This window comes from Aeromonas sp. R7-4 (genome assembly GCF_040908055.1).
Lineage (GTDB): Bacteria > Pseudomonadota > Gammaproteobacteria > Enterobacterales > Aeromonadaceae > Aeromonas > Aeromonas sanarellii.
In genome coordinates this window covers 36,321-59,497 of record NZ_JBFODA010000058.1, presented here as the reverse complement: position 1 = coordinate 59,497, position 23,177 = coordinate 36,321, and the positions used below count along the sequence as shown (strand labels likewise).

The 23,177-nt window shown below is 63.9% G+C and carries 20 protein-coding genes and 4 pseudogenes; 16 read left to right on the top strand and 8 right to left on the bottom strand.

What is annotated here, in order from left to right; translation table 11 throughout:
* The 8 genes from dolP (at position 1) to AB5Y72_RS15600 (ending at position 10,792) form a co-directional block, all read left to right on the top strand.
* Complete coding sequence (gene dolP, locus AB5Y72_RS15635) at positions 1–579, top strand: division/outer membrane stress-associated lipid-binding lipoprotein (RefSeq protein WP_216991130.1); 579 nt, start codon at positions 1–3, stop codon at positions 577–579.
* Between the two features lie 615 nt (positions 580–1,194).
* Positions 1,195–2,094 (top strand): LysR family transcriptional regulator ArgP, encoded by a 900-nt coding sequence (locus AB5Y72_RS15630; RefSeq protein ID WP_368199196.1) that lies wholly within the window; start codon positions 1,195–1,197, stop codon positions 2,092–2,094.
* Between the two features lie 86 nt (positions 2,095–2,180).
* Positions 2,181–4,202 carry an exoribonuclease II gene (locus AB5Y72_RS15625; RefSeq protein ID WP_325783462.1) on the top strand — a complete coding sequence of 674 codons (2,022 nt, stop codon included), beginning with the start codon at positions 2,181–2,183 and terminating at the stop codon, positions 4,200–4,202.
* 654 nt (positions 4,203–4,856) lie between these two features.
* Entirely contained in the window at positions 4,857–6,785 is a 1,929-nt protein-coding gene (locus tag AB5Y72_RS15620) for a PTS mannitol transporter subunit IICBA (RefSeq protein ID WP_042077585.1), read from the top strand.
* Between the two features lie 37 nt (positions 6,786–6,822).
* Positions 6,823–7,968, top strand: coding sequence for a mannitol-1-phosphate 5-dehydrogenase (locus AB5Y72_RS15615; RefSeq protein WP_182935173.1), 1,146 nt, complete (start codon positions 6,823–6,825; stop codon positions 7,966–7,968).
* 116 nt (positions 7,969–8,084) lie between these two features.
* The gene (locus AB5Y72_RS15610) at positions 8,085–8,606 is read left to right on the top strand and encodes an MltR family transcriptional regulator (protein WP_042077582.1); all 522 of its coding nucleotides are present in this window, start codon (positions 8,085–8,087) and stop codon (positions 8,604–8,606) included.
* A 91-nt stretch (positions 8,607–8,697) separates the two neighbouring features.
* Positions 8,698–10,479, top strand: coding sequence for a sodium:proton antiporter (locus AB5Y72_RS15605; RefSeq protein WP_325783461.1), 1,782 nt, complete (start codon positions 8,698–8,700; stop codon positions 10,477–10,479).
* Positions 10,480–10,543: 64 nt separating this feature from the next.
* Positions 10,544–10,792, top strand: a complete 249-nt coding sequence (locus tag AB5Y72_RS15600) for a hypothetical protein (protein WP_042077579.1) — start codon at positions 10,544–10,546, stop codon at positions 10,790–10,792.
* A 38-nt stretch (positions 10,793–10,830) separates the two neighbouring features.
* On the opposite strand, the gene AB5Y72_RS15595 is transcribed toward AB5Y72_RS15600, so the two are convergent.
* Both AB5Y72_RS15595 and zntB read right to left on the bottom strand, forming a co-directional pair.
* Entirely contained in the window at positions 10,831–11,349 is a 519-nt protein-coding gene (locus tag AB5Y72_RS15595; protein ID WP_042077578.1) for a mechanosensitive ion channel domain-containing protein, read from the bottom strand.
* Between the two features lie 9 nt (positions 11,350–11,358).
* Complete coding sequence (gene zntB / locus AB5Y72_RS15590) at positions 11,359–12,351, bottom strand: zinc transporter ZntB (protein ID WP_209793709.1); 993 nt, start codon at positions 12,349–12,351, stop codon at positions 11,359–11,361.
* Positions 12,352–12,456: 105 nt separating this feature from the next.
* Between zntB and AB5Y72_RS15585 the strand changes: the two genes are divergently transcribed.
* On the top strand, positions 12,457–12,906 hold the full coding sequence (locus AB5Y72_RS15585; RefSeq protein ID WP_042077576.1) for a YaiI/YqxD family protein: 450 nt from the start codon (positions 12,457–12,459) through the stop codon (positions 12,904–12,906).
* A gap of 126 nt (positions 12,907–13,032) precedes the next feature.
* Here the strand turns inward: AB5Y72_RS15585 and AB5Y72_RS15580 are convergent, their stop codons facing one another.
* The gene (locus AB5Y72_RS15580) at positions 13,033–14,238 is read right to left on the bottom strand and encodes a NupC/NupG family nucleoside CNT transporter (RefSeq protein WP_209793710.1); all 1,206 of its coding nucleotides are present in this window, start codon (positions 14,236–14,238) and stop codon (positions 13,033–13,035) included.
* Between the two features lie 563 nt (positions 14,239–14,801).
* Between AB5Y72_RS15580 and dbpA the strand changes: the two genes are divergently transcribed.
* The 6 genes and pseudogenes from dbpA to AB5Y72_RS15550 all read left to right on the top strand — a co-directional run.
* Positions 14,802–16,181 (top strand): ATP-dependent RNA helicase DbpA, encoded by a 1,380-nt coding sequence (dbpA, locus tag AB5Y72_RS15575; RefSeq protein WP_325783460.1) that lies wholly within the window; start codon positions 14,802–14,804, stop codon positions 16,179–16,181.
* A 72-nt stretch (positions 16,182–16,253) separates the two neighbouring features.
* Positions 16,254–16,541, top strand: a complete 288-nt coding sequence (locus AB5Y72_RS15570; RefSeq protein WP_042077573.1) for a YkgJ family cysteine cluster protein — start codon at positions 16,254–16,256, stop codon at positions 16,539–16,541.
* A gap of 34 nt (positions 16,542–16,575) precedes the next feature.
* Positions 16,576–16,683 (top strand): annotated as a pseudogene (locus AB5Y72_RS15565) (YkgJ family cysteine cluster protein); the annotation flags it as partial.
* 34 nt (positions 16,684–16,717) lie between these two features.
* Positions 16,718–16,825 (top strand): annotated as a pseudogene (locus AB5Y72_RS15560) (YkgJ family cysteine cluster protein); the annotation flags it as partial.
* Between the two features lie 34 nt (positions 16,826–16,859).
* A pseudogene (locus AB5Y72_RS15555) lies at positions 16,860–16,967 on the top strand (YkgJ family cysteine cluster protein); the annotation flags it as partial.
* 34 nt (positions 16,968–17,001) lie between these two features.
* Positions 17,002–17,109: pseudogene (locus tag AB5Y72_RS15550) on the top strand (YkgJ family cysteine cluster protein); the annotation flags it as partial.
* Between the two features lie 40 nt (positions 17,110–17,149).
* Here AB5Y72_RS15550 and AB5Y72_RS15545 read toward each other — a convergent pair.
* Entirely contained in the window at positions 17,150–17,545 is a 396-nt protein-coding gene (locus AB5Y72_RS15545) for a hypothetical protein (RefSeq protein WP_042077572.1), read from the bottom strand.
* Positions 17,546–17,820: 275 nt separating this feature from the next.
* Between AB5Y72_RS15545 and AB5Y72_RS15540 the strand changes: the two genes are divergently transcribed.
* The gene (locus AB5Y72_RS15540) at positions 17,821–19,218 is read left to right on the top strand and encodes a PepSY-associated TM helix domain-containing protein (RefSeq protein ID WP_368199195.1); all 1,398 of its coding nucleotides are present in this window, start codon (positions 17,821–17,823) and stop codon (positions 19,216–19,218) included.
* A 66-nt stretch (positions 19,219–19,284) separates the two neighbouring features.
* Here the strand turns inward: AB5Y72_RS15540 and AB5Y72_RS15535 are convergent, their stop codons facing one another.
* The 4 genes from AB5Y72_RS15535 to cstA all read right to left on the bottom strand — a co-directional run bounded on the left by AB5Y72_RS15535 (position 19,285) and on the right by cstA (position 23,022).
* Entirely contained in the window at positions 19,285–19,503 is a 219-nt protein-coding gene (locus AB5Y72_RS15535; protein ID WP_042077569.1) for a DUF6500 family protein, read from the bottom strand.
* 13 nt (positions 19,504–19,516) lie between these two features.
* Complete coding sequence (locus AB5Y72_RS15530) at positions 19,517–20,530, bottom strand: GTP-binding protein (protein WP_216991137.1); 1,014 nt, start codon at positions 20,528–20,530, stop codon at positions 19,517–19,519.
* Positions 20,531–20,641: 111 nt separating this feature from the next.
* Entirely contained in the window at positions 20,642–20,839 is a 198-nt protein-coding gene (locus tag AB5Y72_RS15525) for a YbdD/YjiX family protein (RefSeq protein WP_025325546.1), read from the bottom strand.
* A gap of 59 nt (positions 20,840–20,898) precedes the next feature.
* Positions 20,899–23,022: a pyruvate/proton symporter CstA gene (cstA, locus tag AB5Y72_RS15520; protein ID WP_368199194.1), complete on the bottom strand. Its 2,124-nt coding sequence runs from the start codon at positions 23,020–23,022 to the stop codon at positions 20,899–20,901.
* Positions 23,023–23,177: the final 155 nt, after the last annotated feature.

Here is a 23,177-nt window from a genome sequence, read left to right as displayed (position 1 = left end):
ATGAAGAAGCCCATTCTCGCATTTGTCCTTCTGACCGGCGCCTTGCTGCTGCAAGGCTGCGCAGCCGTGGTGGTCGGCGGTGCAGCCGGTACCGCCAAGGCGACCGGGGATCGTCGCACCCTGGGCGCCCAGTGGGACGATCAGACCATTGAGCTGAAGGCGGCCAATCTGCTGGCCGACAACAAGCCCCTGAGCGCGGCCAGCAAGATCAGCGTCTACAGCAACAATGGCCGCGTTCTGCTGGTCGGCCAGACACCCTCTGACGCTTACAAGCAGGAGGCGGGCAAGATAGTGGCCCGCATCGAAGGGGTACGCCACGTCTATAACGAGCTGCGTCTCGGCAAGCCGGTCAGCATAGGGGTGCGCAGCAACGACACCTGGATCACCTCCAAGGTAAGGGCCGACATGCTGGGGACCAAGAACTTCGACAGCACCAAGGTCAAGGTCGTCACAGAGAACAGCGAGGTGTTCCTGATCGGTCTGGTGACCCGTCAGGAGGGGGAACAGGCCGTGGAGATCGCACGCCACGTCAGCGGGGTCAAGCAGGTGATCAAGGCCTTCGAGTTCGCCCAGAACTGATCCGGCAGAGGCATATAAAATCTCTGGTCACTCTGAACACCGTACGGCCAGATTGATGATGACACTGACAAGGCAGGGTGCTCGAATCTACCCCGACTTCGCTGGGCAGCCCTGCCCCATCCATGATGTGAGTCGCGCCTGAGGGAGCCTTAAAGCCGCACAGCCTCGGAGACTGCCTATGTTTCAGGGTCTCCCTCAGACCGTTGGGCCAGTGGTCGTCATCCCGTTCTGGACACACACAAGCAAGCGGGTTGCTTCATCTTGGCGGGACAAGCAGACACTTCTTTACTCTCCGTTCAAGCTGTCTATGGATGCGACCTTTACCTGCAGCACCGCTCACCCGTGCCAGCTTGTCCGCCAACGCCAGGCCGCCACATTCGCGTACCATCTGCTATCAACGGCGGCTCACACACTTTGCCATGTCGGCACGCACTGCATCATCCCCCTCACACATTGCACCAGTATCCTTCGCAACGACTTGTTCCCTCGTTACCAGACACCAATAGATGACGCTTGCCTGCTGGGGCGGCCACCACCCGATCCGCGGCCGGGTTGTCCTCCCGCCGCCGCTCCAGTAGCATTCTTGCTCAATCCTCTTGTTCATAAGGAATGCTGATGAAGGCGTTGGACTACAAGCTGCTGCTGGCGCTGGATGCGGTCATGGAAGAGCAGAACTTCGAGCGGGCCGCCCAGCGCTTGCACATCACCCAGTCCGCCATCTCCCAGCGCATCAAGCAGCTGGAGCAGCAGTTTGCGGAGCCGCTCATCATCCGCAGCCAGCCGCTGCAGGCCACGGGGCTCGGCCAGAAGCTGCTGGCCCACTATCGCCAGGTGCGCCAGCTGGAGCTGGAGCTGGCCGGCGAGCTCTCCCCCGACGAGCCCAGGGCCCCCATCCGGGTCAGCATCGCCGTCAATGCCGACAGCCTGGCTACCTGGTTCCTGCCCGCCCTGGCGCCGCTGCTGGAGCAATACCCCATCGAGCTGAACCTGCTGGTGGATGACGAGAGCCGCACCCTGGACCGGGTGCGCGAGGGGCAGGCGTTCGGCGCCGTCAGCCTGCAACCCCAGCCGCTGGCGGGCTGCTGCGTCGACGAACTCGGCGAGATGCGCTATCTGCTCACCGCCAGCCCCGCCTTCGTCGCCCGCCACTTCCCGAACGGCCTCACGGCGGCAGCCCTGGCCAAGGCGCCGGCGGTGGCCTTCGATCAGCGCGACGACATGCACATCAGCTACATGGCCCGTCATTTCGCCCTCCCCCCCGGTGGCTACCCCTGCCACACGGTGCGATCCTCCGAGGCCTTCGTCGCCATGGCGGAGCAGGGGCTGGCCTGCTGCCTCATCCCGGAATTGCAGATCCGCCAGCAACTGGAAGAGGGGCGCCTGCTCGATCTCAACCCGGATCATCACCTGGTCGAGCAGCTCTACTGGCACCGCTGGGTGCTGGAGCGGGGGCTGCACAAGCAGATATCCCAGCGCCTGATCCAGCAGGGGCGACGGGCACTGCAACTCCGTTGAGGGGGCCATTCACCTTGGCTTTGGGGGGGTAAAAACGTATAGTGCTGGGCGATTAACCATCAGGTCTCCACTCAGGTTCCCCATTTATGTTCCAAGACAATCCGCTGCTGGCCCAGCTCAAGCAACAAATCCGCGAAAACATCCCCAAGAAAGAGGGTGTGATCCGCGCCTCCGATCGGGGCTTCGGCTTCCTGGAGGTCGATGAGAAGACCAGCTATTTCGTGCCGCCTCCCTACATGAAGAAGGTGATGCACGGTGACCGGGTGAGCGCCCTGATCCGCACTGAAAAAGAGAAAGAGGTGGCCGAGCCGGATGCCCTGCTGGAGCAGGCCGTCACCCGCTTCGTCGGCCGCGTCAAGATGTTCCGCGACCGCCTCAACGTGGTGCCCGACCACCCCCTCATCAAGGACGCCATCAAGGCCCGCGCCAAGAAGGGTCTGGACGAGAAGTCCTTCAAGGAAGGGGACTGGGTGGTTGCCACCCTCAAGCGCCATGCCCTGGTGGACGGCAACTTCTCCGCCGAGATCACCCAGCTCATCGCCACCCAGGAAGATCACAACGTGCCCTGGTGGGTGGTGCTGGCGCGCCACAACCTGGCCCAGATTGAACCGGCGGACCTGCCGGAGTGGAAGGTGATCGAAGAGGAAGAGCTGCCCCGCCGGGATCTGACCCAGGTTCCCTTCTTCACCATCGACGGTGCCAAGACCAAGGACATGGACGATGCCCTGGCCATCACCAAGCTGGAGAACGGCTGGGAGCTGCTGGTGGCCATCGCCGACCCGACCGCCTATGTGGCCGAGGGGAGCGAGCTGGACAAGGAGGCCGCCCAGCGCGCCTTCACCGTCTACATGCCGGGGCGCAACGTGCCGATGATCCCGCGCACCCTCTCCGACGAGCTCTGCTCCCTGAAAGAGGGCGAGGAGCGCAACACCCTGTGTGCCCGTCTGCTCATCGCCGAGGACGGCCTGCTGCTGGAGGAGACCGAGTTCTTCGCCGCCCGCATCAATTCCCATGCCCGTCTCAGCTATGACGACGTCTCCGACTGGGCCGAGCACGGCAAAGCGCTGGATATCGACGCCGGCGTCCTGGCCCAGCTGCCCCTGATGAAGGCGATGACGGAGGCTCGCATCAAGTGGCGCACCGAGCACGCCCTGGTGTTCCCGGACAGACCCGACTACGACTTCGAGCTGGGTGAAGACGGCGAAGTGCTGGCCATCCACGTGGAGCCGCGCCGCATCGCCAACCGCATGGTGGAAGAGTCGATGATCGCCGCCAACATCTGCGCCGGCCGCGTGCTGGGCAAAGAGGTCGGCTACGGCATCTTCAACGTCCACACCGGCTTTGACGAGGAGTCCCTGGACGGCGCCATCGAGCTGCTCAAGACCGCCGAGGCCCCGTTCGAGAAGGAAGATATCGCGAGCCTCTCCGGCTTCTGCGCCCTGCGCCGCTGGATAGACAACCTGGACACCCGCTGGCTGGACGGCAAGATCCGCCGCTTCCAGAGCTATGCCCTGATGTCCGCCGAACCGGGTGCCCACTACGGCCTGGGTCTGGATGCCTACGCCACCTGGACCTCCCCCATCCGCAAATACGGCGACATGGTCAACCATCGCCTGCTCAAGGCGGTCATCGCCGGCAAGACCCCGGGTGAGCGCCCCAGCCTGGAGCTGACCGAGCACCTGACCGCCTGCCGCCGCCTGCACCGCATGGTGGAGCGCGACATCGGCGACTGGCTCTATGTGCGCTACCTCAAGGCCGATGCGGGTACCGACAAGGTGTTCAACGCCGAGATCATCGACGTGATGCGCGCCGGCCTCAAGCTGCGTCTGCAGGAGAACGGCGCCGTGGTCTTCATGCCCGCCCGCCATATCCTGGACAACAAGGATCGGCTGGAGTGCAACTGGGACAACGGCCGCGTCTATCTGGACAAGACCGAGGTGGTCTACGAGCTCGGCCAGATCATCGAGGTGAAGCTGACCGAGGCGGTGGAAGAGACCCGCTCCCTCATCGCCAAGCCGGCGGTGGATCTGGTGCCGGGTCCGGCGCCGGTCGCTCCTGCCAGCGAAGCAGAGGCGGCGCCGACCGCCGAGGCACCCAAGGCGGAATAAACCCGCAGCCAGCCTTGTCCCGAAAAAGCCCGCTTCCCGCGGGCTTTTTCATGAGCGCGCCGCAGAGGCGGACCACACCGGGATGGAAGGCGCAGCCGAACGCCCGCATTTTGCCATGCCGCCAAGAAGGGAATGGCAGCCACGGGAAGCGTCGGGAAGCACAGAGGAAGGAAACAGGAGGAGTCATGCCGGAGGCGATCCCCCCCGGCGGCGAAAACTGAAAGTGGGTTACAGAATCACTGATTCATCGATAAATAATGGGTGATGGAGCCTGATTAATCGTTGCAGCTTGTCAATTGGATGACACAAGCCATGCCTCAATCGAGTACAAATCACCATTATGTGACGAGAATCACATTGACACATGATTTGCGCAAACAACAAAACGAGATTCTCATCACAAAAAATCGGAGAGAAAAGGCGAGGAGATCGAAATGTAACCGAAATACGGCGAGTGATTGTGATCGACATCACTGTGCATGGAGGGGGTAGGCCAGGGTATTTGAGATGTGGGTCACAATACCCCCCGTTTTCAGCCTAATTTGATTACAAGCTGGTAGATTGAAGTTGCTTAGACGACAGGGATGGGGTTCTGCAAAACCGACCATCCCCACTACCACCCTTAATCACACAGGCTTAAAACGGGGTCCCGACATGTTATCACCGGATACCAAAGTCAAGATACAGAATTTTGGACGCTTCCTGTCCAATATGGTCATGCCCAACATAGGCGCCTTCATCGCCTGGGGCTTCATCACCGCCCTCTTCATCCCCACCGGCTGGCTGCCGAACGAGACGCTGGCCAAGCTGGTCGGCCCCATGATCACCTACCTGCTGCCCCTGCTCATCGGCTACACCGGCGGCAAGCTGATCGGGGGTGACCGGGGTGCCGTGGTCGGTGCCATCACCACCATGGGCGTCATCGTGGGGACCGACATCCCCATGTTCATGGGCGCCATGATGGTCGGCCCGCTCGGTGGCTGGGCCATCAAGCGCTTCGACAAGGCGATGGAGGGTCGCGTCAAGAGCGGCTTCGAGATGCTGGTGAACAACTTCTCCGCCGGCATCATCGGCATGCTGCTGGCCATCCTCGCCTTCTTCGTGATCGGTCCCTTCGTCAAGGTGCTCTCCGGTGCCCTGGCCGGCGGCGTCGACTTCCTGGTCGCCCACGGTCTGCTGCCGCTCACCTCCATCTTCGTCGAACCGGCCAAGATCCTGTTCCTGAACAACGCCATCAACCACGGCATCTTCTCGCCGCTGGGCATCCAGCAGGCCACCGAACAGGGCCGCTCCATCTTCTTCCTGATCGAAGCGAACCCGGGCCCGGGCCTCGGCGTGCTGCTGGCCTACATGGTGTTCGGTCGCGGAGCCGCCAAGCAGTCCGCTGCCGGTGCCTCCATCATCCACTTCTTCGGCGGCATCCACGAGATCTACTTCCCCTACGTGCTGATGAACCCGCGCCTCATCCTGGCGGTGATCGCCGGCGGCATGACCGGGGTCTTCACCCTGACCCTGTTCAACGCAGGCCTGGTCTCCCCCGCCTCGCCGGGCTCCATCTTCGCCGTGCTGCTGATGACACCGAAAGCCTCCCTGATCGGGGTGCTGCTCTCCATCATCGCCGCCGCCACCGTCTCCTTCCTGGTCGCCGCCGTGTTCGTCCGTGCCCAGCAGCCGGAAGCCGACGAGGCCGATGCCCTGGGTGAAGCCACCCGCAAGATGAAGGCCATGAAGGGTGCCAAGCCCGAGACCACCGCGGCCAAGAAGCCGGGTGCCGAGCTCACTGCGGTGCGCAACATCGTCGTTGCCTGCGATGCGGGCATGGGTTCCAGCGCCATGGGTGCCGGCATGCTGCGCAAGCGGGTGCAGGCCGCCGGCCTCGACATCAGCGTCACCAACCGTGCCATCAACAACCTGGACGATCAGGTGGATCTGGTCATCACCCACAAGGATCTGACCGACCGTGCCCGTCGCCACGCGCCGCACGCCCGTCACATCTCCCTCTCCAACTTCCTCGACAATGCCCTCTATCAGGAGTTGGTGCAGAACCTCACCCTGGCCAACGCGGCCAACGACGACGTGGCCAACCCGCAGCTGCTGGTGGCGGCCAACGACGACAGCTACGAGCCGCAAGCCAGCGAGGTCTTCACCCTGAGCCTGCAGGACGTGCATCTGGGCCTCAAGGCCGACAACAAGGAGGCCGCCATCCTGGCCGCCGGCAGGTTGCTGGCCGAGCGCGGCTACGTGGCACCGGACTATGTCGACGCCATGTTGGAGCGGGAGAAGCTGGTCTCCACCTACCTCGGCGAGTCCATCGCCGTGCCCCACGGCACCATAGCCGCCAAGGAGCACGTCAAGCGCACCGGCATCGTCATCTGCCAGTATCCGGCCGGGGTCGCCTTCGGCGAGGGCGCCGACGAGGTGGCGCGCCTGGTCATCGGCATCGCCGCCCGCAACGATGAACACATTCAGGTCATAACCCGCCTGACCAATGCACTGGACGAACCCGGTCTCGTCGACCGCCTGGCCAGTACCCAGGATCCTCAGGAGTTCCTGGACTTGCTGGGCGCCGAACAGGCTGCCTGATCATCCGTCATCGTCTTTGGTTATAGAGGTTAATATCATGAAAACATTGCATTTTGGTGCCGGCAACATAGGTCGTGGCTTCATCGGAAAACTGCTGGCGGACGCCAGCCACCAGGTCACCTTCGCCGACGTCAACGAGACCCTGATCGATCAGCTCAACCACCGCCAGGAGTACAAGGTGCACGTGGTGGGCACGGATCAGAAGCTGGACGTGGTGCGCAACGTGGCGGCGGTCAGTTCCGCCGGCCACGAGGTGATCGCCCGCATCATCACCGCCGATCTGGTGACCACCGCGGTCGGCCCCAACATCCTGGACAAGATTGCCAGCACCCTGGCCAAGGGGCTGCAGGCCCGCTTCGATGCCGGCAACCTGACCCCGCTCAACGTCATCGCCTGCGAGAACATGGTGCGCGGCACCAGCCACCTCAAGCAGGAGGTACTCAAGTATCTGCCGGTCGCGTATCATGCCACCCTCGAAAACTGTGTCGGCTTCGTCGACTCGGCGGTGGATCGCATAGTCCCGCCGGCGGCGGCGAACGACGATCCCCTGGAAGTGACGGTGGAGAGTTTCAGCGAGTGGATCGTCGACCAGACCCAGTTCAAGGGGGAGCTGCCCCAGGTGGCGGGCATGGAGCCTACCGACAACCTGATGGCCTTCGTCGAGCGCAAGCTGTTCACCCTCAATACCGGCCACATCGTCACCGCCTACCTCGGCAAGCTCAGGGGCTATGGCACCATCCGCGAGGCGATCGAGGATCCGCTGATCCGCAGCAAGGTGCGCCGCGCCATGGAGGAGAGCGGAGCCGTGCTGGTGAAGCGATACGGTTTCGACCCGCGCCTGCACGCCGCCTATATCGAGAAGATCCTGGCCCGCTTCGCCAACCCCTATCTGGTGGACGAGATCGACCGGGTTGGTCGCCAGCCACTGCGCAAGCTGTCGGCGGGGGACAGGCTGGTGAAGCCGCTGCTCGGCACCCTGGAGTACGGCCTGCCGAGCGATCACCTGCAGGAGGGCATCGCGGCGGCGCTGCACTACCACAATGCCGACGATCCCCAGGCGGTGGAGCTCCAGTCCCTGCTCGCGGAGCTGGGCCCGGCCCGGGCCCTGGCCAGGGTGACCGGCCTGGATGAAAACAGCGATGTCGTGCGCACCATAGTCGCCCGCTACAACAACTTGAAGTGACCCTATGGGGTGCCTTCACCGCCGCCGGTCAGCGCAGACCGGCCAGTGAGGCACCCCATACGATAAAACCGGGGAAGAGCCTGGCTCTCCCCCTGTCAGCCGGACCCTAGAGACCTATGACCACACACCAGGAAGATGATGTACTGGAGCGACTGAACGAGCAGGACGGCCCCCGCGGCTTCTTTCTCGAGGTCGTGACCATCCTGGAAGAGGCGGTCGACTCCCTGATGCGGCGAGCCTTTCGCCAGGAGGAGTATGCCGTCAAATACGCCATCGAGCCCCTGCTCAACCAGAGCGGCCCCCTCGGCCAGCTGGAGGTGCGCCTCAAGCTCATCTTCGCCCTCGGCCTCATCTCCCTCGAGCGCTATCAGGATCTCGAGGCCTACCTGAAGATCCGCGATTTTCTGGTGCGCGATCCCAAGGATTACCGCTTCAGCGACAAGCCGATCCGGGATCTGCTGGCTCGCCTCCATGGCATCAATCAGGGCAGCATGATGCCGCAGGATCCGCCGGCCAACGAGGAGGACTGGCCCCTCTACCAGATGCAGCTCAACCGGCTCGATCAGATGGTGCGCTCGGCCCTGGTGCTGGCGGTGACCGACTGTGTCACCGAGCTCCACAAAGAGAGTCCCATCTGATCGGGACCGTCCGCTGAGGGCCCACCCACAGGGTGTCAACTTGCCCTCCCCGCTACACTAGGTCCAACCCCATCATCTGTCCGAGGTTGGCATGATTGCACTCTCCCTCGCCGGGATCGCCTTGATCTCCCTGCTGGCCCAGTGGCTCGCCTGGTCGCTGCGCGTCCCCGCCATCCTGTTCCTGCTGCTGAGCGGCCTGCTGCTCGGTCCGATCACGGGCGCGCTCGACCCGGATCTGTTGCTGGGGGAGCTGCTGTTTCCCCTGGTCTCCCTCTCGGTCGCCATCATCCTGTTCGAAGGGGCGCTGACCCTGCACCTGACCGAACTCAAGGGGATCGGCAAGGTGGTGCGCAACCTCTGTTCGGTGGGCATGCTGGCCAGCTTCGCCGTCATCGGTGTGGCCAGCTACTTCCTGCTCGGGCTGGACTGGCGGGTCGCCATGGTGCTCGGCGCCGTGCTGGTGGTCACCGGCCCCACCGTGGTCGCCCCCATGCTCAACGTGATCCGGCCGGTGCGGGAGGTGGACAAGATCCTGCGCTGGGAGGGGATCGTCATCGACCCCATCGGCGCCCTGTTCGCGGTGCTGGTGTTCGAGGCGGTGCGCCTCGGCAGCCAGAGCGACGTGCTCAGCCACACCCTGCTGGCGCTGGCCAAGACGGTGGGGGTCGGCTCCCTGATGGGGGCGGCCGCCGGCTGGCTCACTACCTTGCTGATCCGCAAGGACTGGTTGCCGGTCAGCCTGCACAAGTTCGGTGTGCTGGCGCTGGTGCTGGTCACCTTCACCCTGTCTGACTGGCTCAGCCACGAGTCCGGCCTGCTGGCGGTGACCGTGTTCGGCATCTGGCTCGCCAATCAGGAGGGGCTGGATCTGGAGGAGGTGCTCGCCTTCAAGGAGGACCTTGCCGTCATCCTCATCTCCTCCCTCTTCATCCTGCTGGCGGCCCGCCTCGATCTGGCCCAGCTCTGGCAGCTCGGCCCCATGGTGCTGGCGCTGCTGTGCGTGGTACAGTTCGTCGCCCGCCCGCTCTGCATCCTGGTCTCGACCTGGGGGTCGGACCTGCCCTGGCGGGCGCGGGCCCTGCTCGGCTGGATAGCGCCCCGCGGCATAGTGGCGGCGGCGGTCAGCGCCTCCTTCGCCATCAGCCTGCACCAGGCCGGCATCGCGGATGCCGACAAGCTGGTGCCCCTGGTGTTTGCCGTCATCATCTTCACCGTGGTGTTGCAGAGCCTGACGGCCACCCCCCTGGCCCGGCTGCTCGGCATGCGCCAGAGCGCGCCCAACATCTGGCTGCTGATCGGCGCCAACTCGGTGGCCCGCGCCATAGGCCGGGCGCTGGCGGATCAGGGCATCCCCGTCCATCTCTCGGATCCGGCCTGGGAGCACTGCAAGCTGGCCCGCATGAGCGGTCTGCCCTGCTATTTCGGCAACCCGCAGTCGGAGCACGCCGAGCTGCACCTGCCCCTCACCAGCATCAATACGGTGCTCGCCCTCTCCCCCAACCGCCACAACAACGCCCTCGGCGTGCTGCATTTTGCCCACCTGTACGGGGAGGAGAAGGTCCACTCCCTGCGCTCCAGCGAGCAGCATGGCAAGGCGAACCGGGAGAGCGCCACCTTCCGCGCCCGCCAGCACCTGTTCGGCCCCGACGTCAATTTCGCCCGCCTGAGCGGCCTGCTGAGCCGGGGCGGCCAGATCAGGGCCACCAGGCTGAGCGACGCCTTTGACTGGGGCCAGTACCAGGACGCCAATCCGGGCGCCATCCCCCTGTTCGTGCTGGATCCCAGGGGCAGGCCCAGGGTCGTCACCGGCCCCGTCGCCCCCCTGGCAGGGGAGCTGCTGATCGCCCTGCAACCGCCCAGGGAGGCGGGATGAAGGGGGCGCATCCTTGGCTGCGAGCTAGACTTGAGGGTGGCGCCATGAGTCACAGGAGGATGTCATGACAGTCAGCGAATTGCGTGCGCTTCACCAGCAGCACAGGTTCAGGGAGGCGGAGATCATGCACGACATCATCGCGCCCGGCTGGATCGTGGAGTTTCGGGGGCAGGACGGTCATCTCTATGTGATGACGGATACCCTGGGGTGTCCCATGAGCTTCTCCTCCACCGAGGAGGCTCGCGACCACATCCATCTAGTGGCCGATTGCCCCATCCAGGTCGAACACCTCTACCGCTTCTTCGAACGTTGAGCCCCCGACCAGCAAGAAGGCTCCCGCAGGAGCCTTCTTCACTCCGGTTGCAGGGGTTCAACCTCCTTGCCCTCCAGCCGCCTGACCGGCTTTTGCAGGATAAGGTTGGCCGGATAGGTGACCAGATCGCCGTTGTCATCCCGCACCCGCACATAGAAGAGGCCGATCTCGGTGATGACGCCGGTGACGGAATCGTCCTTGTCCAGGATGCGGATCCGGTCGCCGATCTTGTAGGGGAAGGCGAAGAAGATGGTGATGCTGGCGGTGATGTTGGAGAGGATCGACCACTGGGCCACCATGGCGACGCCGAGCACCGCGAAGAAGGAGGAGGCGAGCACCACCAGCCGGGAGAAGTCGAGCCCCCAGACCCCCGCCAGGATCAGCAGGGTGGCGCAGCCGAGCAGGAAATGGAACACGTGCTCCACGTAGATCACCCGGTTCTCGCTCACCTGCCGGCTCTGGCCAAGGGCCATCAGGCTCTTGTGGATGAGGCCGCGGATCAGGGTGTGACCCAGCAGCAACAGCAGGGTCCAGCCAAAAGATTCCCATGTCGTCATGTTCACTCCTTACCACCAGCGCCTGTGCTTGAGCCAGACCGCGAGTCCGGTCGCCAGCGCCAGCAGGGAACCACAGAAGACCCAGAAGGCGGTCGGGCTCTCGGCCCCCGGCATGCCCCCCAGGTTGATGCCGAACAGGCCGGTCAGGAAGCTGGCGGGCAGGAACAGCAGCGCCATCACCGACATCTGGTAGGCGCGGCGGTTGGTCGCCTCCGCCATCAGGTTGTTGATCTCGTCCGCCAGCACGGCGGTGCGCGCCACCCCGGCATCCAGATCGTCCAGCCAGCGCCGCAGGCGGTCGGCGATGTCGAGCAGACGGCGCCTGTCGTCCTCGTCCAGCCAGCTGATCTTCTCGTTGGCCAGGCGCGCCACCAGATCCCGCTGGGGGGAGAGGTAGCGGCGGATCATGATGAGCTGCTTGCGGATCCGTGCCAGCCGGCCATTGGGGGGCAGATCGCGCATCAGCACCATCTCCTCCAGATCCAGGATCTGATCGTGCAACTCCTCGACAAACTCCCCCGCCCTGTCGGTCAGGGCATCGCAGATCTCCACCAGCCAGTCGGCGGGGGAGTCGGCGCCTCCCCCCAGCGTCAACTGCTCGAACACGTCCTTCTCGGAGAGCAGCGGACGGCGGCGACTGCTGATGATGAGATCCGGCGTGATGTAGATGCGCAGCGCCACCATCTCTTCGGGTCTGTGATCCTTGTTGTGGTTGATGCCCCGCAGGATCAGCAGCACCGTCTCCCCCATCCTGACCAGCTTGGGCCTGTTGCTCTGGCCGAGCAGGGCTTCGCGCGCCGCCTCCCCCAGCAAGGGGGTCTGCAGCAGCCAGCGCGCGGCCTCCGGGTTGCCGTAATCCAGATGCAGCCAGCCGGGCTGGGCTGCCGGGATCTCGCTTCCTGCCGCCAGCGGCTGCATGCCCCCCCTGCCATCCAGGGTCAGGCCATAAATCACGTCACTGGGCACCCGATCCATCCACACGTCCTTCTCGCTCATGGTCATCGGCCCAGCTTACACCAAAGCCGGGCCCGACTCAGCCCCGGGGCAGCCGCCCCGCACCGGCCGTGCTAACATTGCAGCCTCGCCTCAGACACAGGAAACCATGCCATGCCCATCTGGGTTGATGCCGATGCCTGCCCGCTCCCAATCAAGGAGATCCTCTACCGCGCCGCCCACCGCGCCCAGGTCGTCACCACCCTGGTGGCGAATCAGGGGTTGCGGGTGCCCCCCTCTCCCTTCATCAAGACCCAGCAGGTGGAGAAGGGGTTCGATGTGGCGGATCATGTCATCGCCCAGCAGGTCAAACCCGGCGATCTGGTGATCACGGGCGACATCCCCCTCGCCTCCTGGGTGATCGATGCCGGGGGCGAGGCGCTCAACCCCCGCGGCGAGATCTACACCCGCGAAACCATCAAGGCGCGCCTCGGCATGCGCAACTTCATGGAAGAACTGCGCTCAGCCGGGGTGCAGACCGGCGGCCCCGCCCCCCTCAACGCCGCCGACAAGCAGCGCTTCGCCAATGCGCTGGACAAGTGGCTGGTCAGGGGCAAGCTCTGACCCCTGCCCCACGCCGTCTGACAGGGCCAGGCCCTGCCTCTTGTGGACGGCCTGAGACCGCCAGACGCCCAAAAAACAACCCCCTGCCGGGGCAGGGGGTTGTCAGCACGAGCGCGGAGGGATGAGTTAGAGCATTACGCCGGCGATGACGGCGGAGAGCAGGCTCACCAGGGTGGAGCCGTAGACCAGCTTCAGGCCGAAGCGGGAGACCATGTTGCCCTTCTCTTCGTTCAGCGCCTTCACTGCACCGGCGATGATGCCGATGGAGCTGAAGTTGGCGAACGACACCATGAAGATGGAGAGCATGCCGACGGTACGCGGGGAGAGCTCGGCGGCGATCTTGCCGAGATCCATCATGGCCACGAACTCGTTGGTCACCAGCTTGGTCGCCATGATGGAGCCGGCCTGCAGCGCCTCACCGCTCGGGATGCCCAGGATCCAGGCGATGGGGTAGAAGATGTAGCCCATGACGTGCTGGAAGTTGACCCCAAATGCCGCCTCGAACAGGAAGTTGATGAGGGCGATCAGGGCGATGAAGCCCACCAGCATGGCACCGACGATGACCGCCACGGTGAAACCGGCCATGATGTATTCGCCCAGCATCTCGAAGAAATTCTCCTGCTTCGGGGTGTGGTGCTCGTCACCCTCGGCCAGCGCCTTGGCGTCGGTCACGGTATTGTCCGGCTCGTAGGGGTTGATCAGCGACAGCACGATGAAGGTGCTGAACATGTTGAGCACCAGGGCCGCCACCACGTAGCGCGGCTCGATCATCTGCATGTAGGCGCCGACGATGGACATGGAGACGGTGGACATGGCGGTCGCCGCCAGGGTGTACATCTGCTTCTCGTTCAGGTGCGGCAGCACGTTTTTCAGCGCGATGAAGTTCTCGGACTGGCCGACGATCATGGAGCTGATGGCGTTGAAGGACTCCAGCTTGCCCATGCCGTTGATCTTGGCCAGCACGGTGCCGATGCCGCGAATGACGATGGGCAGCAGGCGGATGTACTGCAGGATGCCGATCAGCACTGAGATGAAGACGATGGGCATCAGCACCATCAGGAAGAAGGAGAAGGCCCCCTCGTTCATCAGGCCGCCGAACACGAAGTCGGTCCCCTGCTTGGCAAACTCCATCAGCTTGGTGAAACCGGCGGCGAACCCGCCGATGACGGCCAGACCCACTTCGGAGTTCAGCATGAACCAGGCGAGCGCCAGCTCGACCACCAGCAGTTGACCGATGTAGCGCGGCTTGATCTGTTTCCAGTTGCGGCGGTTTGCCAGCAACGCCAGAGCCAGGACCATCACGAGTCCGAGCACAAAGTGAACGTATTCCATACCTGTAGCACCTGAGTGAATTGTAATTTTTGACCGGCGCCATCATAGACATTTGCACATTTAAAAATCTGATAGCCATCACAATCCGCGGTAAAAATATGCATGCAGGATAATACAAACGTTTTTAAATTAATTAAACAATTTCGCCAGTATTAATCCATCGTCCACAAAACAATTAAATCATTATAAAACAATCACTTAAAAATAATCCGCTTCACATTAAAGGCTTATTTTCACAGCCGCATTACATCCCTTTAAAATTCGCACAGTGGCGTCGCAGCCAACCTGTCAAATTTACGACCGCTTTATTTAATCAAGGCGAAATGACAAACGTTTATCTTATTTGCAATGAATGATGACGGCGCCATCAACCTATTTCCACGACAGCGGAATGGTGACTCGCATGCTCCCTGCCCGGCTGGCAGCCCAGACTCCCCTGCCGGGGCGGGAAGGCAGGCACCCGCACTGTCGCTCAAATTTGCGCCACATCCGGCGGGGGATTCTGGTACAATGCGCGCCCCTGCGCCCGGCGCAGCCCGTTTTCTCCGATATAGAGTCCTTTTGTGAACAACAGCGAATTTAGCAGCCTCACCCTCTCCCCCGCCCTGCAAGAGAACCTCGTCAGCCTGGGCTATCTGCAGATGACCCCGATCCAGGCCCAGAGCCTGCCCCTGGTACTCGATGGCAAAGACTTGATCGCCAAGGCAAAAACTGGCAGCGGCAAGACAGCCGCCTTCGGCCTCGGCCTGCTCTCCCGCCTCGACGTCAACCGGCTCGAGGTACAGGCCCTGGTGCTCTGCCCGACCCGCGAGCTGGCGGATCAGGTGGCCACCGAGATCCGCCGTCTCGCCCGCACCCTGCCCAACGTCAAGCTGGTGACCCTGTGCGGCGGCACCCCGACCGCCCCGCAATCCGCCACCCTGGGCTTTGGCGCCCACATCGCCGTCGGCACCCCGGGCCGGATCCTCAAGCACCTGGAGCAGGACACGCTCGTGCTCGACGGCCTCCAGACCCTGGTGCTGGACGAGGCGGATCGCATGCTGGACATGGGCTTTGGCGAGGACATCAACCGGGTCATAGGCTATGCCCCGCACGAGCGTCAGACCCTGCTCTTCTCCGCCACCTATCCGGAGGGGATCGCCCGGATGAGCCGCGGCGTGCAGCGCAACCCGGTCGAGGTGAGCGTGGAATCCCTGCACGAGGGCAGCGCCATCGAACAGAAGCTGTATGAAGTGCCGGCCGGCCAACGCCTGGACGCGCTCACCTGGCTGCTGAGCCACTATCAGCCGGGCTCCTGCGTGGTGTTCTGCAACACCAAGCGCGCCTGCAACGAGGTGGCCGACCATCTGGCCGCCAAGGGCTTCTCGGCGCTGGCGCTGAACGGCGATCTGGAGCAGCGCGAGCGGGATCAGGTGCTGGTGCGCTTCGCCAATGGCAGCGCCACCATACTGGTGGCCACCGACGTGGCCGCCCGCGGGCTGGACATCAAGGAGCTGGGCGCCGTCATCAACTACGAGCTGACCTACGACCCGGAAGTGCATGTGCACCGCATCGGCCGCACCGGTCGCGCCGGCCAGCAGGGCCTGGCCCTGAGCCTCTACCAGCCCAACGAGGCCCAGCGCGTCAACTTTATCGAGGAGTACCAGAAAGCGCCGATGCCGCTTGGCGATCTCGACGGGATAGGCCGCGAGATCAAGCCGATCGCGCCGCAGATGGTGACCCTCTCCATCGACGCGGGCCGCAAGAGCAAGGTGCGGGCCGGCGACATCCTGGGCGCCCTGACCGGCGAAGGCGGCATTGCCGGGGCCGACGTCGGCAAGATCCAGATCGCCGAGCAGTACTCCTATGTCGCGGTCAGACAGGGCGCGGCCAAGGCGGCGCTCAAGCGACTGCAGGAAGGCAAGATCAAGGGGCGCAGCTACCGTGCCCGCAAACTGGGCTAAGGTTCAGACCACAGGCGCCGCACCGGCGCCTGTTTCCTATTCTTCCGTGCCCATGACGGCGAGGCAGGTGCCATGACCCGGACAACTCCCGAAGTAAGCTGCCAGAACTGCGAGGCGTGCTGCTGCCGTCTCGAGGTGATGCTGTTTACCGATACCGGCGTGCCGGACCGCTATGTCGAAGAGCGGGAAGGCGAGGTGCCCGTGATGCACCGGCTGGAAGATGGCTGGTGCGCGGCGCTCGACCGGAACACCATGATGTGCCGCATCTACGAGGTACGCCCACTGATCTGCCGCGAATTCGAGATGGGTGAGCCCGACTGTCTCGACGAACGGGACAAGTGGTTTATCACGTTGAGTTAATCTGCTGAAGGGCGCTCGTTCGCCACTCCCCGCGATGATGTGCAGCATCCATGAGGTATGCCCGCTGATCTGCCGCGAATTCGAGATGGGTGAGCCCGACTGTCTCGACGAACGGGACAAGTGGTTTATCACGTTGAGTTAATCTGCTGAAGGGCGCTCGTTCGCCACTCCCCGCGATGATGTGCAGCATCCATGAGGTATGCCCGCTGATCTGCCGCGAATTCGAGATGGGTGAGCCCGACTGTCTCGACGAACGGGACAAGTGGTTTATCACGTTGAGTTAATCTGCTGAAGGGCGCTCGTTCGCCACTCCCCGCGATGATGTGCAGCATCCATGAGGTATGCCCGCTGATCTGCCGCGAATTCGAGATGGGTGAGCCCGACTGTCTCGACGAACGGGACAAGTGGTTTATCACGTTGAGTTAATCTGCTGAAGGGCGCTCGTTCGCCACTCCCCGCGATGATGTGCAGCATCCATGAGGTACGCCCGCTGATCTGCCGCGAATTCGAGATGGGTGAGCCAGACTGTCTCGACGAACGGGACAAGTGGTTTATCACGTTGAGTTAATCCGCTGAAGGGGCTCGTTCGCCACTCCCCGCGATGTCGTTCAGACAAGCTCGGCCAGCTGCTGTTCCAGCCAGAGCAGCGCCTCGTCAGTCTGCTCGAAGTAGCGTATCCCCTGAAACGGCAACTCGTGAAAGACCCGATCCGCCAGATAGCGCTTGAACCCGCCCGTCACCACCACCGCCAGAAAGGCACAGCCGTGGGTGGCACACCAGCCAAACTGGCGGCGAAAGCGCGCCAGCACCTCGGGCCCGGCCGCCTCGAACTCGGTCGCCACCTCGACTATGCCCCAGGGCGCGGCATGCAGGCTGGCGATCTGCTGGCTGAACTGCGCCTCATAGGCCATGGCCCCCGCCAGATTGAAGGGGCCGCTCGGACGGCAGATCAGCACCTGCCCCCGTCGCTGCATCTCGAAATGGCCGTGTGGTTTCAACGTCACGCCAGTCTCCTTCCTTGGATCCTTCCCGACTTCACCCAAAGGGTGGCATGTTGCAACAAGGTAAGGATTTATCTGCTGAAAGTCCATTTTGGCGGCGGCAGTCCCGCGCTCTCGACCACGCCCGCCCGGCCACAATCCCCCATGTGTTTCGCCTTTCTGCCCCCCGGCGACGCCCGTGCCATGTTCTGTTGCAGTTAACAAAACGTTGCTGCTATCATCCGCGCCGACAAACCTTCCACTAACTGCAATGTTTGCCCTTGCCGCAAGGATCCGAGATGAAAACCCGAGATGCGAACCACTACCAGAGGATCTGGCGCTGGCACTTCTATGCCGGGCTCTTCGTCGCCCCCTTTCTGATCCTGCTCTCGCTGACCGGGATCGTCTATCTGTTCAAGCCCCAGCTCGACAATCTGATGTACCCCGAGCTGATGAAGGTGGCCCCCAGCACTCAGACCCTGAGCGCAGACCAGCTGCTGGCCAAGGCGATGATGGCCATTCCGGACGCCAGCCTGAGCAAGTACCTGCCCCCCGCGGCCCCGGACCAGAGCGCCCAGTTTATCGTCCGCCAGCAGGGTCATGAGTTGACCCTGTTCATGGATCCCGCCAGCGGCGCCCTGCTCGGCACCCAGGATAACCAGTGGAACCTGCAGGCGGTGGCGCGGGCCCTGCACGCCGATCTGCTGATCGGCACCACGGGGGATCGCCTGATAGAGCTGGCCGCCGGCTGGGGAATAGTGTTGCTCGTCAGCGGCCTCTATCTCTGGTGGCCGCGCAAGGGTCCCGGGGTGGGCGGCATCCTCTGGCCCAGGGCGAACCAGAAGGGACGCCTCTGGTGGCGCGATCTGCACGCCGTGGTCGGCTTCTGGGGGGCGGGCTTCCTGTTGCTGCTGCTCTTGAGCGGCATGACCTGGACCGGCTTCTGGGGGGATCAGTTCGCCAACCTCTGGAACCGCTTCCCCGCGGCCATGTGGAACGAGGTGCCCAAATCCGCCCCCCTGACCCGCAGCCTCAACCATGCCCATGAGCAGACCGTGCCCTGGGGGGCAGAGACCCTGCCCATGCCGAGCTCCCAACCCAAGCCCGAGAGCCACGACCACGGCGCCATGAACCATGGCGGCGGCCACCAGGGCATGGTGATGGCCAGCCACCGCATCCCGCTGCAGCAGGTGGTGGAGATCGCCAGGGAGCGCCGGGTCACCCCGGGCTACAGCATCACACCGCCGACCGGCGAGCACGGCGTCTACACCATCGCTGTCTTTGCCGACGATCCCCGCAACGACGCCACCCTGCACATCGACCAGTACAGCGGCAAGGTGCTGGCGGACGTGCGCTGGCAGGATTACGGCCCGGTCGCCAAGACGGTGGAGACCGGCGTCATGCTGCACATGGGCAAGATGTATGGCTGGCCTCACCAGCTCGTCATGCTCCTCATCTGCCTGATGATCCTGGCAAGCTCGGCAAGCGGGCTCTGGATCTGGTGGCGCCGCCGCCCGACAGGCCGACTCGCCGCGCCCCCCCTGCCCGCCAGGCTGCCCCCCATGCGCGGTGCCATCGCCGTGCTGGTGCTGCTCGGAGCCGCCTTCCCCCTGGTCGGTGCCTCCATGGTGGTCATCTGGCTGCTGGACACCCTGCTCTTCTCCCGCCGCTCGAGGGAACTGGCGCAGGCCGAGTGAGGCCAGACGCCGGGACTGACGAAGGAAGGGCTTCTTGTCAGAAGCCCTTCCTGTCTCATCGCACCGTCATTCCATGCTCTCAACCAGCCTGATTATCTTCCTCGCCTTCTCGAAGTGGTCTAGTCGATGGGTCTGGATCCACCAGGTCGCGGCCTCCATCAGCAGATCGGGATCATCATTCCTGTTGGCGAAAAACGCATAGAAGGAGACGCCAACCTCCTCCCCCTTCTGCGCGATTTTCTTCTGGCAAACCTGGATCATCTTCTCTCTCAGCGATGCGCGCATCGGCGGCTCTCCCTCACTCCTGTGTCTGCAGAAAGTCTGCCCGCAGCACCTCGACGGGCAGGTAGCGGCCGATGATCACCAGACGCGACCGGGGCGTCTCATCCCCCCAAGGGGAGCCGTAATCGAAGCCCGCCACCCTGTGCACCCCCTGCACGATCAGGCGGCGCGGCTCCCCGGCGATGGCCAGCACTCCCTTGTAGCGCAACATGTCGTTGCCATGCTGCTCGATGCAGGACTCCATGAAGGCCCCTATCTTCTTCAAGTCCAGCTCGCCCCCCTCGAACAGCTGGGCCGAGATGGCGTCGTGCCAGGAGCGGGGACGGGCCGAGAGGGGACCAAATGCCTCCAGGCCCAGGTCACCACCGCGCACTATCCTGATGCCCTGGCTCAGGCTCAGCTCGTCGCTCAGGGTGAAGGCATCGAGATCCAGCCAGAGCGCGGCCGGGCACTCCCCCCGCACTATGTCGAGGATCTGGGCCCTGGCATTGATCTTGTGGATCCGGGCGATGGCGGCTGCCCGCGTCGCCTCGTCCACCCTGTCGGTCTTGGTGAGCAGGATACGGTCGGCGAAGCCGAGCTGGGCCGCCGCCACCGGATGCTCATCCAGCTGACGGCCGATATGTTCACAGTCGGCCAGGGTGATGACGGCATCCAGGCGCAGGGCATCCCGCAGCGCCTCTTCAACGAAGAAGGTCTGAATGATGGGGGCGGGATCGGCGAGCCCCGTGGTCTCGACGATCAGTCGCTCGAACTGCAACTCCCCCGTCGCCCGCCGGGCCAGCAGATCCCTCAGGGCAGCGCCGAACTCCCCGCGAACGCTGCAGCAGACGCAGCCGTTGCTGAGCTCCACCACGCTGACCCCGGCGCCTCCCTCCAGCAGGGAGCCGTCGATATTGGCGGCGCCAAACTCGTTCTCGAGAATGGCCACCGAGGCGTCGCCATGGTGGCGCAGGAAGTGGTTGAGCAGGGTGGTCTTGCCGGCGCCGAGAAAACCGGTCAGCAGAGTGACAGCTACAGCCTGTGTCATGTTGGAAATCCTGTGAGATGGGGATCGTATCTCTCGCCGAAACCGAGAAAACCGTTCAATAAAGAGTGACCGCTACAGCCTGTGTCATGTTGGAGTCCTGTGATGTGAAACCTAGCAGCAACGCCCGCCATTCTTGCCGCCATAGCGGGCATCCTGGCGTTCGCGAAAGAACTCGTCGTGGCTCATGGGGGTCTGCTCTGGATGAGTCAGCCGCATGTGCTGCACATAGTTGTCGTAATCGGGCACGCCCACCATGAGTCTGGCGGTCTGTCCCAGATACTTGCCCGCCTTGGCCAGGGTATCGAACATGCTTGCTCCTCGTTCGCCGTCGATGAGGGACCGGCACCCCGGGGTGCCGGCCTGCTGACTTACTTCAGGCTGGGGGCCAGATCGCCGTCGTCATCAGAGTCGGGCTGAGCCGCCTTGCCCGCCGGCATCGGCTGATAAGGGGTTTCGTTCGCGGTCGGCTGCGGATTTTGCAGCGCCTTGAGGGCCGTCTTCAGGGAGAAGAAGGCGAGCACCACCACCACCGCCATGAAGAACAGGGTCAGCCCCGCATCCAGCCGGTTGTTGAACACCAGCTGGGCCAGCTGGGACTCGGTGTACTGGGCCGGTATGGCGCCGCTGTCGATCATGGCCTGGAACTTGTTCGCGATGGCCAGGAAGCCGAGCTTGGGATTGTCGCTGAAGGTCTTCTCCCAGCCCGCCGACAGGGTGCAGATCAGCAGCCAGCTGGTGGGCAGCAGGGCCACCCAGGCGTAGGCCTGACGCTTCATCTTGAACAGCACCACGGCGCACAGCATCAGCGCCATGCCCGCCAGCATCTGGTTCGCGATGCCAAACAGCGGCCACAGGGTGTTGATGCCGCCGAGGGGATCCACCACCCCCTGATGAAGGAAGTAGCCCCAGGCCAGCACGCACAGGGCGGTGGCCAGCAGGTTGGCCGGCAGGGAATCGGTGCGTTTCAGGGACGGGGAGATGACCCCCATCAGATCCTGCAGCATGAAGCGGGCCGCCCGGGTACCGGCGTCCACCGCGGTGAGGATGAAGAGCGCCTCGAACAGGATGGCGAAGTGGTACCAGAAGGCGACGTTCATCAGGCCACCGAGGGCGCCGTGCAGTATGTAGGCCATGCCGACCGCCAGGGTCGGGGCGCCGCCGGCACGGGCGATGATGCTCTGCTCGCCCACCTCGCCGGCGATGCGGGTCAGGGTCTCCGGGGTGATCTGGAAGCCCCAGCCGCTCACCACGGCGGCGGCGGAGGCCACCACGTCGGCGGTGCCCGCCGGCGCCAGCACCGCCAGGGGGCTGTTCATGGCGAAGTAGACGCCCGGATCGATGACGCAGGCGGAGACCAGGGCCATGATGGCGACGAAGGACTCCATCAGCATGCCGCCGTAGCCGATGAAGCAGGCCTGGTTCTCGTTGGCCAGCATCTTGGGGGTGGTGCCGGAGGAGATGAGCGCGTGGAAGCCGGAGACGGCGCCGCAGGCGATGGTGATGAACAGGAAGGGGAAGAGATCCCCGGCCCAGACCGGACCCGTGCCGTCCACGAACTGGGTCAGCGCCGGCATCTGCAGGGTCGGCTGGGTCACCAGAATGCCGATGGCCAGGCCGACTATGGTGCCGATCTTGAGGAAGGTGGAGAGGTAGTCCCGTGGCGCCAGCAGCAGCCAGACCGGCAGCACGGAGGCGACGAAGCCATAGCCCACCAGCATCCAGGTCAGCTGCACCCCGTCGAAATCGAAGTAGGGCGCCCAGGTCTCGCTCCCGGCCACCCAGCCACCGGAGACGATGGCGAAGACGAGGCACACCAGGCCGATGATGGAGACCTCGCCGATGCGGCCCGGCCTCAGGTAGCGGGTGTAGATCCCCATGAAGATGGCGAGCGGTATGGTGAAGGCCACCGTGTAGGTGCCCCAGGGGCTGTGGGTGAGCGCCTTGACCACTATCATCGCCAGCACCGCCAGGATGATCACCATGATCATGAAGGTGGCGACCAGGGCGATGACCCCGGCGACGGGGCCCATCTCCGACTTGATCAGCTCGCCGAGGGAGCGACCGTCGCGGCGGGTGGAGACGAACAGCACCATGAAGTCCTGCACCGCCCCCGCCAGCACCACCCCCGCCAGCAGCCAGAGCATGCCGGGCAGATAGCCCATCTGGGCCGCCAGCACGGGGCCCACCAGGGGGCCGGCACCGGCGATGGCGGCGAAGTGGTGGCCGAACAGCACCTTCTTGTCGGTCGGCACATAGTCCAGGCCGTCGTTGTGGCGCACCGCCGGGGTCATGCGGCTGCCGTCCACCGCCAGCACCCGGCTGGCGATGTAGAGGCCGTAGTAGCGATAGGCGATCAGATAGACGCACACCGCCGCCACCACTATCCAGAGCGCGTTGATCTGTTCACCCCGGTTGAGGGCGATGTAACCGAGGGAGCCTGCGCCCAGCAGCGCCAGCAGCCCCCATCCCAGGTGTTTCCCTAACTTGTCCATAAGTGTGTCCCTGCCGTCGATTTTTACATGTGCAACCAAGTACGGTTACATCTCTATAGCAATCAGGCAGGCGCCACAATCGGAGCCCGTCACAACTCGGAAGCCTGCCCCGGGAATTTCTCAATATTGCCGGACGGATCACGGCCCTGTGGGGA

What these genes read in the sequence shown, in the direction of transcription:
- dolP (WP_216991130.1), top strand. Translation starts at nt 1, where the DNA reads ATGAAGAAGCCCATTCTCGCATTTGTCCTTCTGACCGGCGCCTTGCTG.
- AB5Y72_RS15630 (WP_368199196.1), top strand. Translation starts at nt 1,195, where the DNA reads ATGAAGGCGTTGGACTACAAGCTGCTGCTGGCGCTGGATGCGGTCATG.
- AB5Y72_RS15625 (WP_325783462.1), top strand. Translation starts at nt 2,181, where the DNA reads ATGTTCCAAGACAATCCGCTGCTGGCCCAGCTCAAGCAACAAATCCGC.
- AB5Y72_RS15620 (WP_042077585.1), top strand. Translation starts at nt 4,857, where the DNA reads ATGTTATCACCGGATACCAAAGTCAAGATACAGAATTTTGGACGCTTC.
- AB5Y72_RS15615 (WP_182935173.1), top strand. Translation starts at nt 6,823, where the DNA reads ATGAAAACATTGCATTTTGGTGCCGGCAACATAGGTCGTGGCTTCATC.
- AB5Y72_RS15610 (WP_042077582.1), top strand. Translation starts at nt 8,085, where the DNA reads ATGACCACACACCAGGAAGATGATGTACTGGAGCGACTGAACGAGCAG.
- AB5Y72_RS15605 (WP_325783461.1), top strand. Translation starts at nt 8,698, where the DNA reads ATGATTGCACTCTCCCTCGCCGGGATCGCCTTGATCTCCCTGCTGGCC.
- AB5Y72_RS15600 (WP_042077579.1), top strand. Translation starts at nt 10,544, where the DNA reads ATGACAGTCAGCGAATTGCGTGCGCTTCACCAGCAGCACAGGTTCAGG.
- AB5Y72_RS15595 (WP_042077578.1), bottom strand. Translation starts at nt 11,349, where the DNA reads ATGACGACATGGGAATCTTTTGGCTGGACCCTGCTGTTGCTGCTGGGT.
- zntB (WP_209793709.1), bottom strand. Translation starts at nt 12,351, where the DNA reads ATGACCATGAGCGAGAAGGACGTGTGGATGGATCGGGTGCCCAGTGAC.
- AB5Y72_RS15585 (WP_042077576.1), top strand. Translation starts at nt 12,457, where the DNA reads ATGCCCATCTGGGTTGATGCCGATGCCTGCCCGCTCCCAATCAAGGAG.
- AB5Y72_RS15580 (WP_209793710.1), bottom strand. Translation starts at nt 14,238, where the DNA reads ATGGAATACGTTCACTTTGTGCTCGGACTCGTGATGGTCCTGGCTCTG.
- AB5Y72_RS15570 (WP_042077573.1), top strand. Translation starts at nt 16,254, where the DNA reads ATGACCCGGACAACTCCCGAAGTAAGCTGCCAGAACTGCGAGGCGTGC.
- AB5Y72_RS15540 (WP_368199195.1), top strand. Translation starts at nt 17,821, where the DNA reads ATGAAAACCCGAGATGCGAACCACTACCAGAGGATCTGGCGCTGGCAC.
- AB5Y72_RS15535 (WP_042077569.1), bottom strand. Translation starts at nt 19,503, where the DNA reads ATGCGCGCATCGCTGAGAGAGAAGATGATCCAGGTTTGCCAGAAGAAA.
- AB5Y72_RS15530 (WP_216991137.1), bottom strand. Translation starts at nt 20,530, where the DNA reads ATGACACAGGCTGTAGCTGTCACTCTGCTGACCGGTTTTCTCGGCGCC.
- AB5Y72_RS15525 (WP_025325546.1), bottom strand. Translation starts at nt 20,839, where the DNA reads ATGTTCGATACCCTGGCCAAGGCGGGCAAGTATCTGGGACAGACCGCC.
- cstA (WP_368199194.1), bottom strand. Translation starts at nt 23,022, where the DNA reads ATGGACAAGTTAGGGAAACACCTGGGATGGGGGCTGCTGGCGCTGCTG.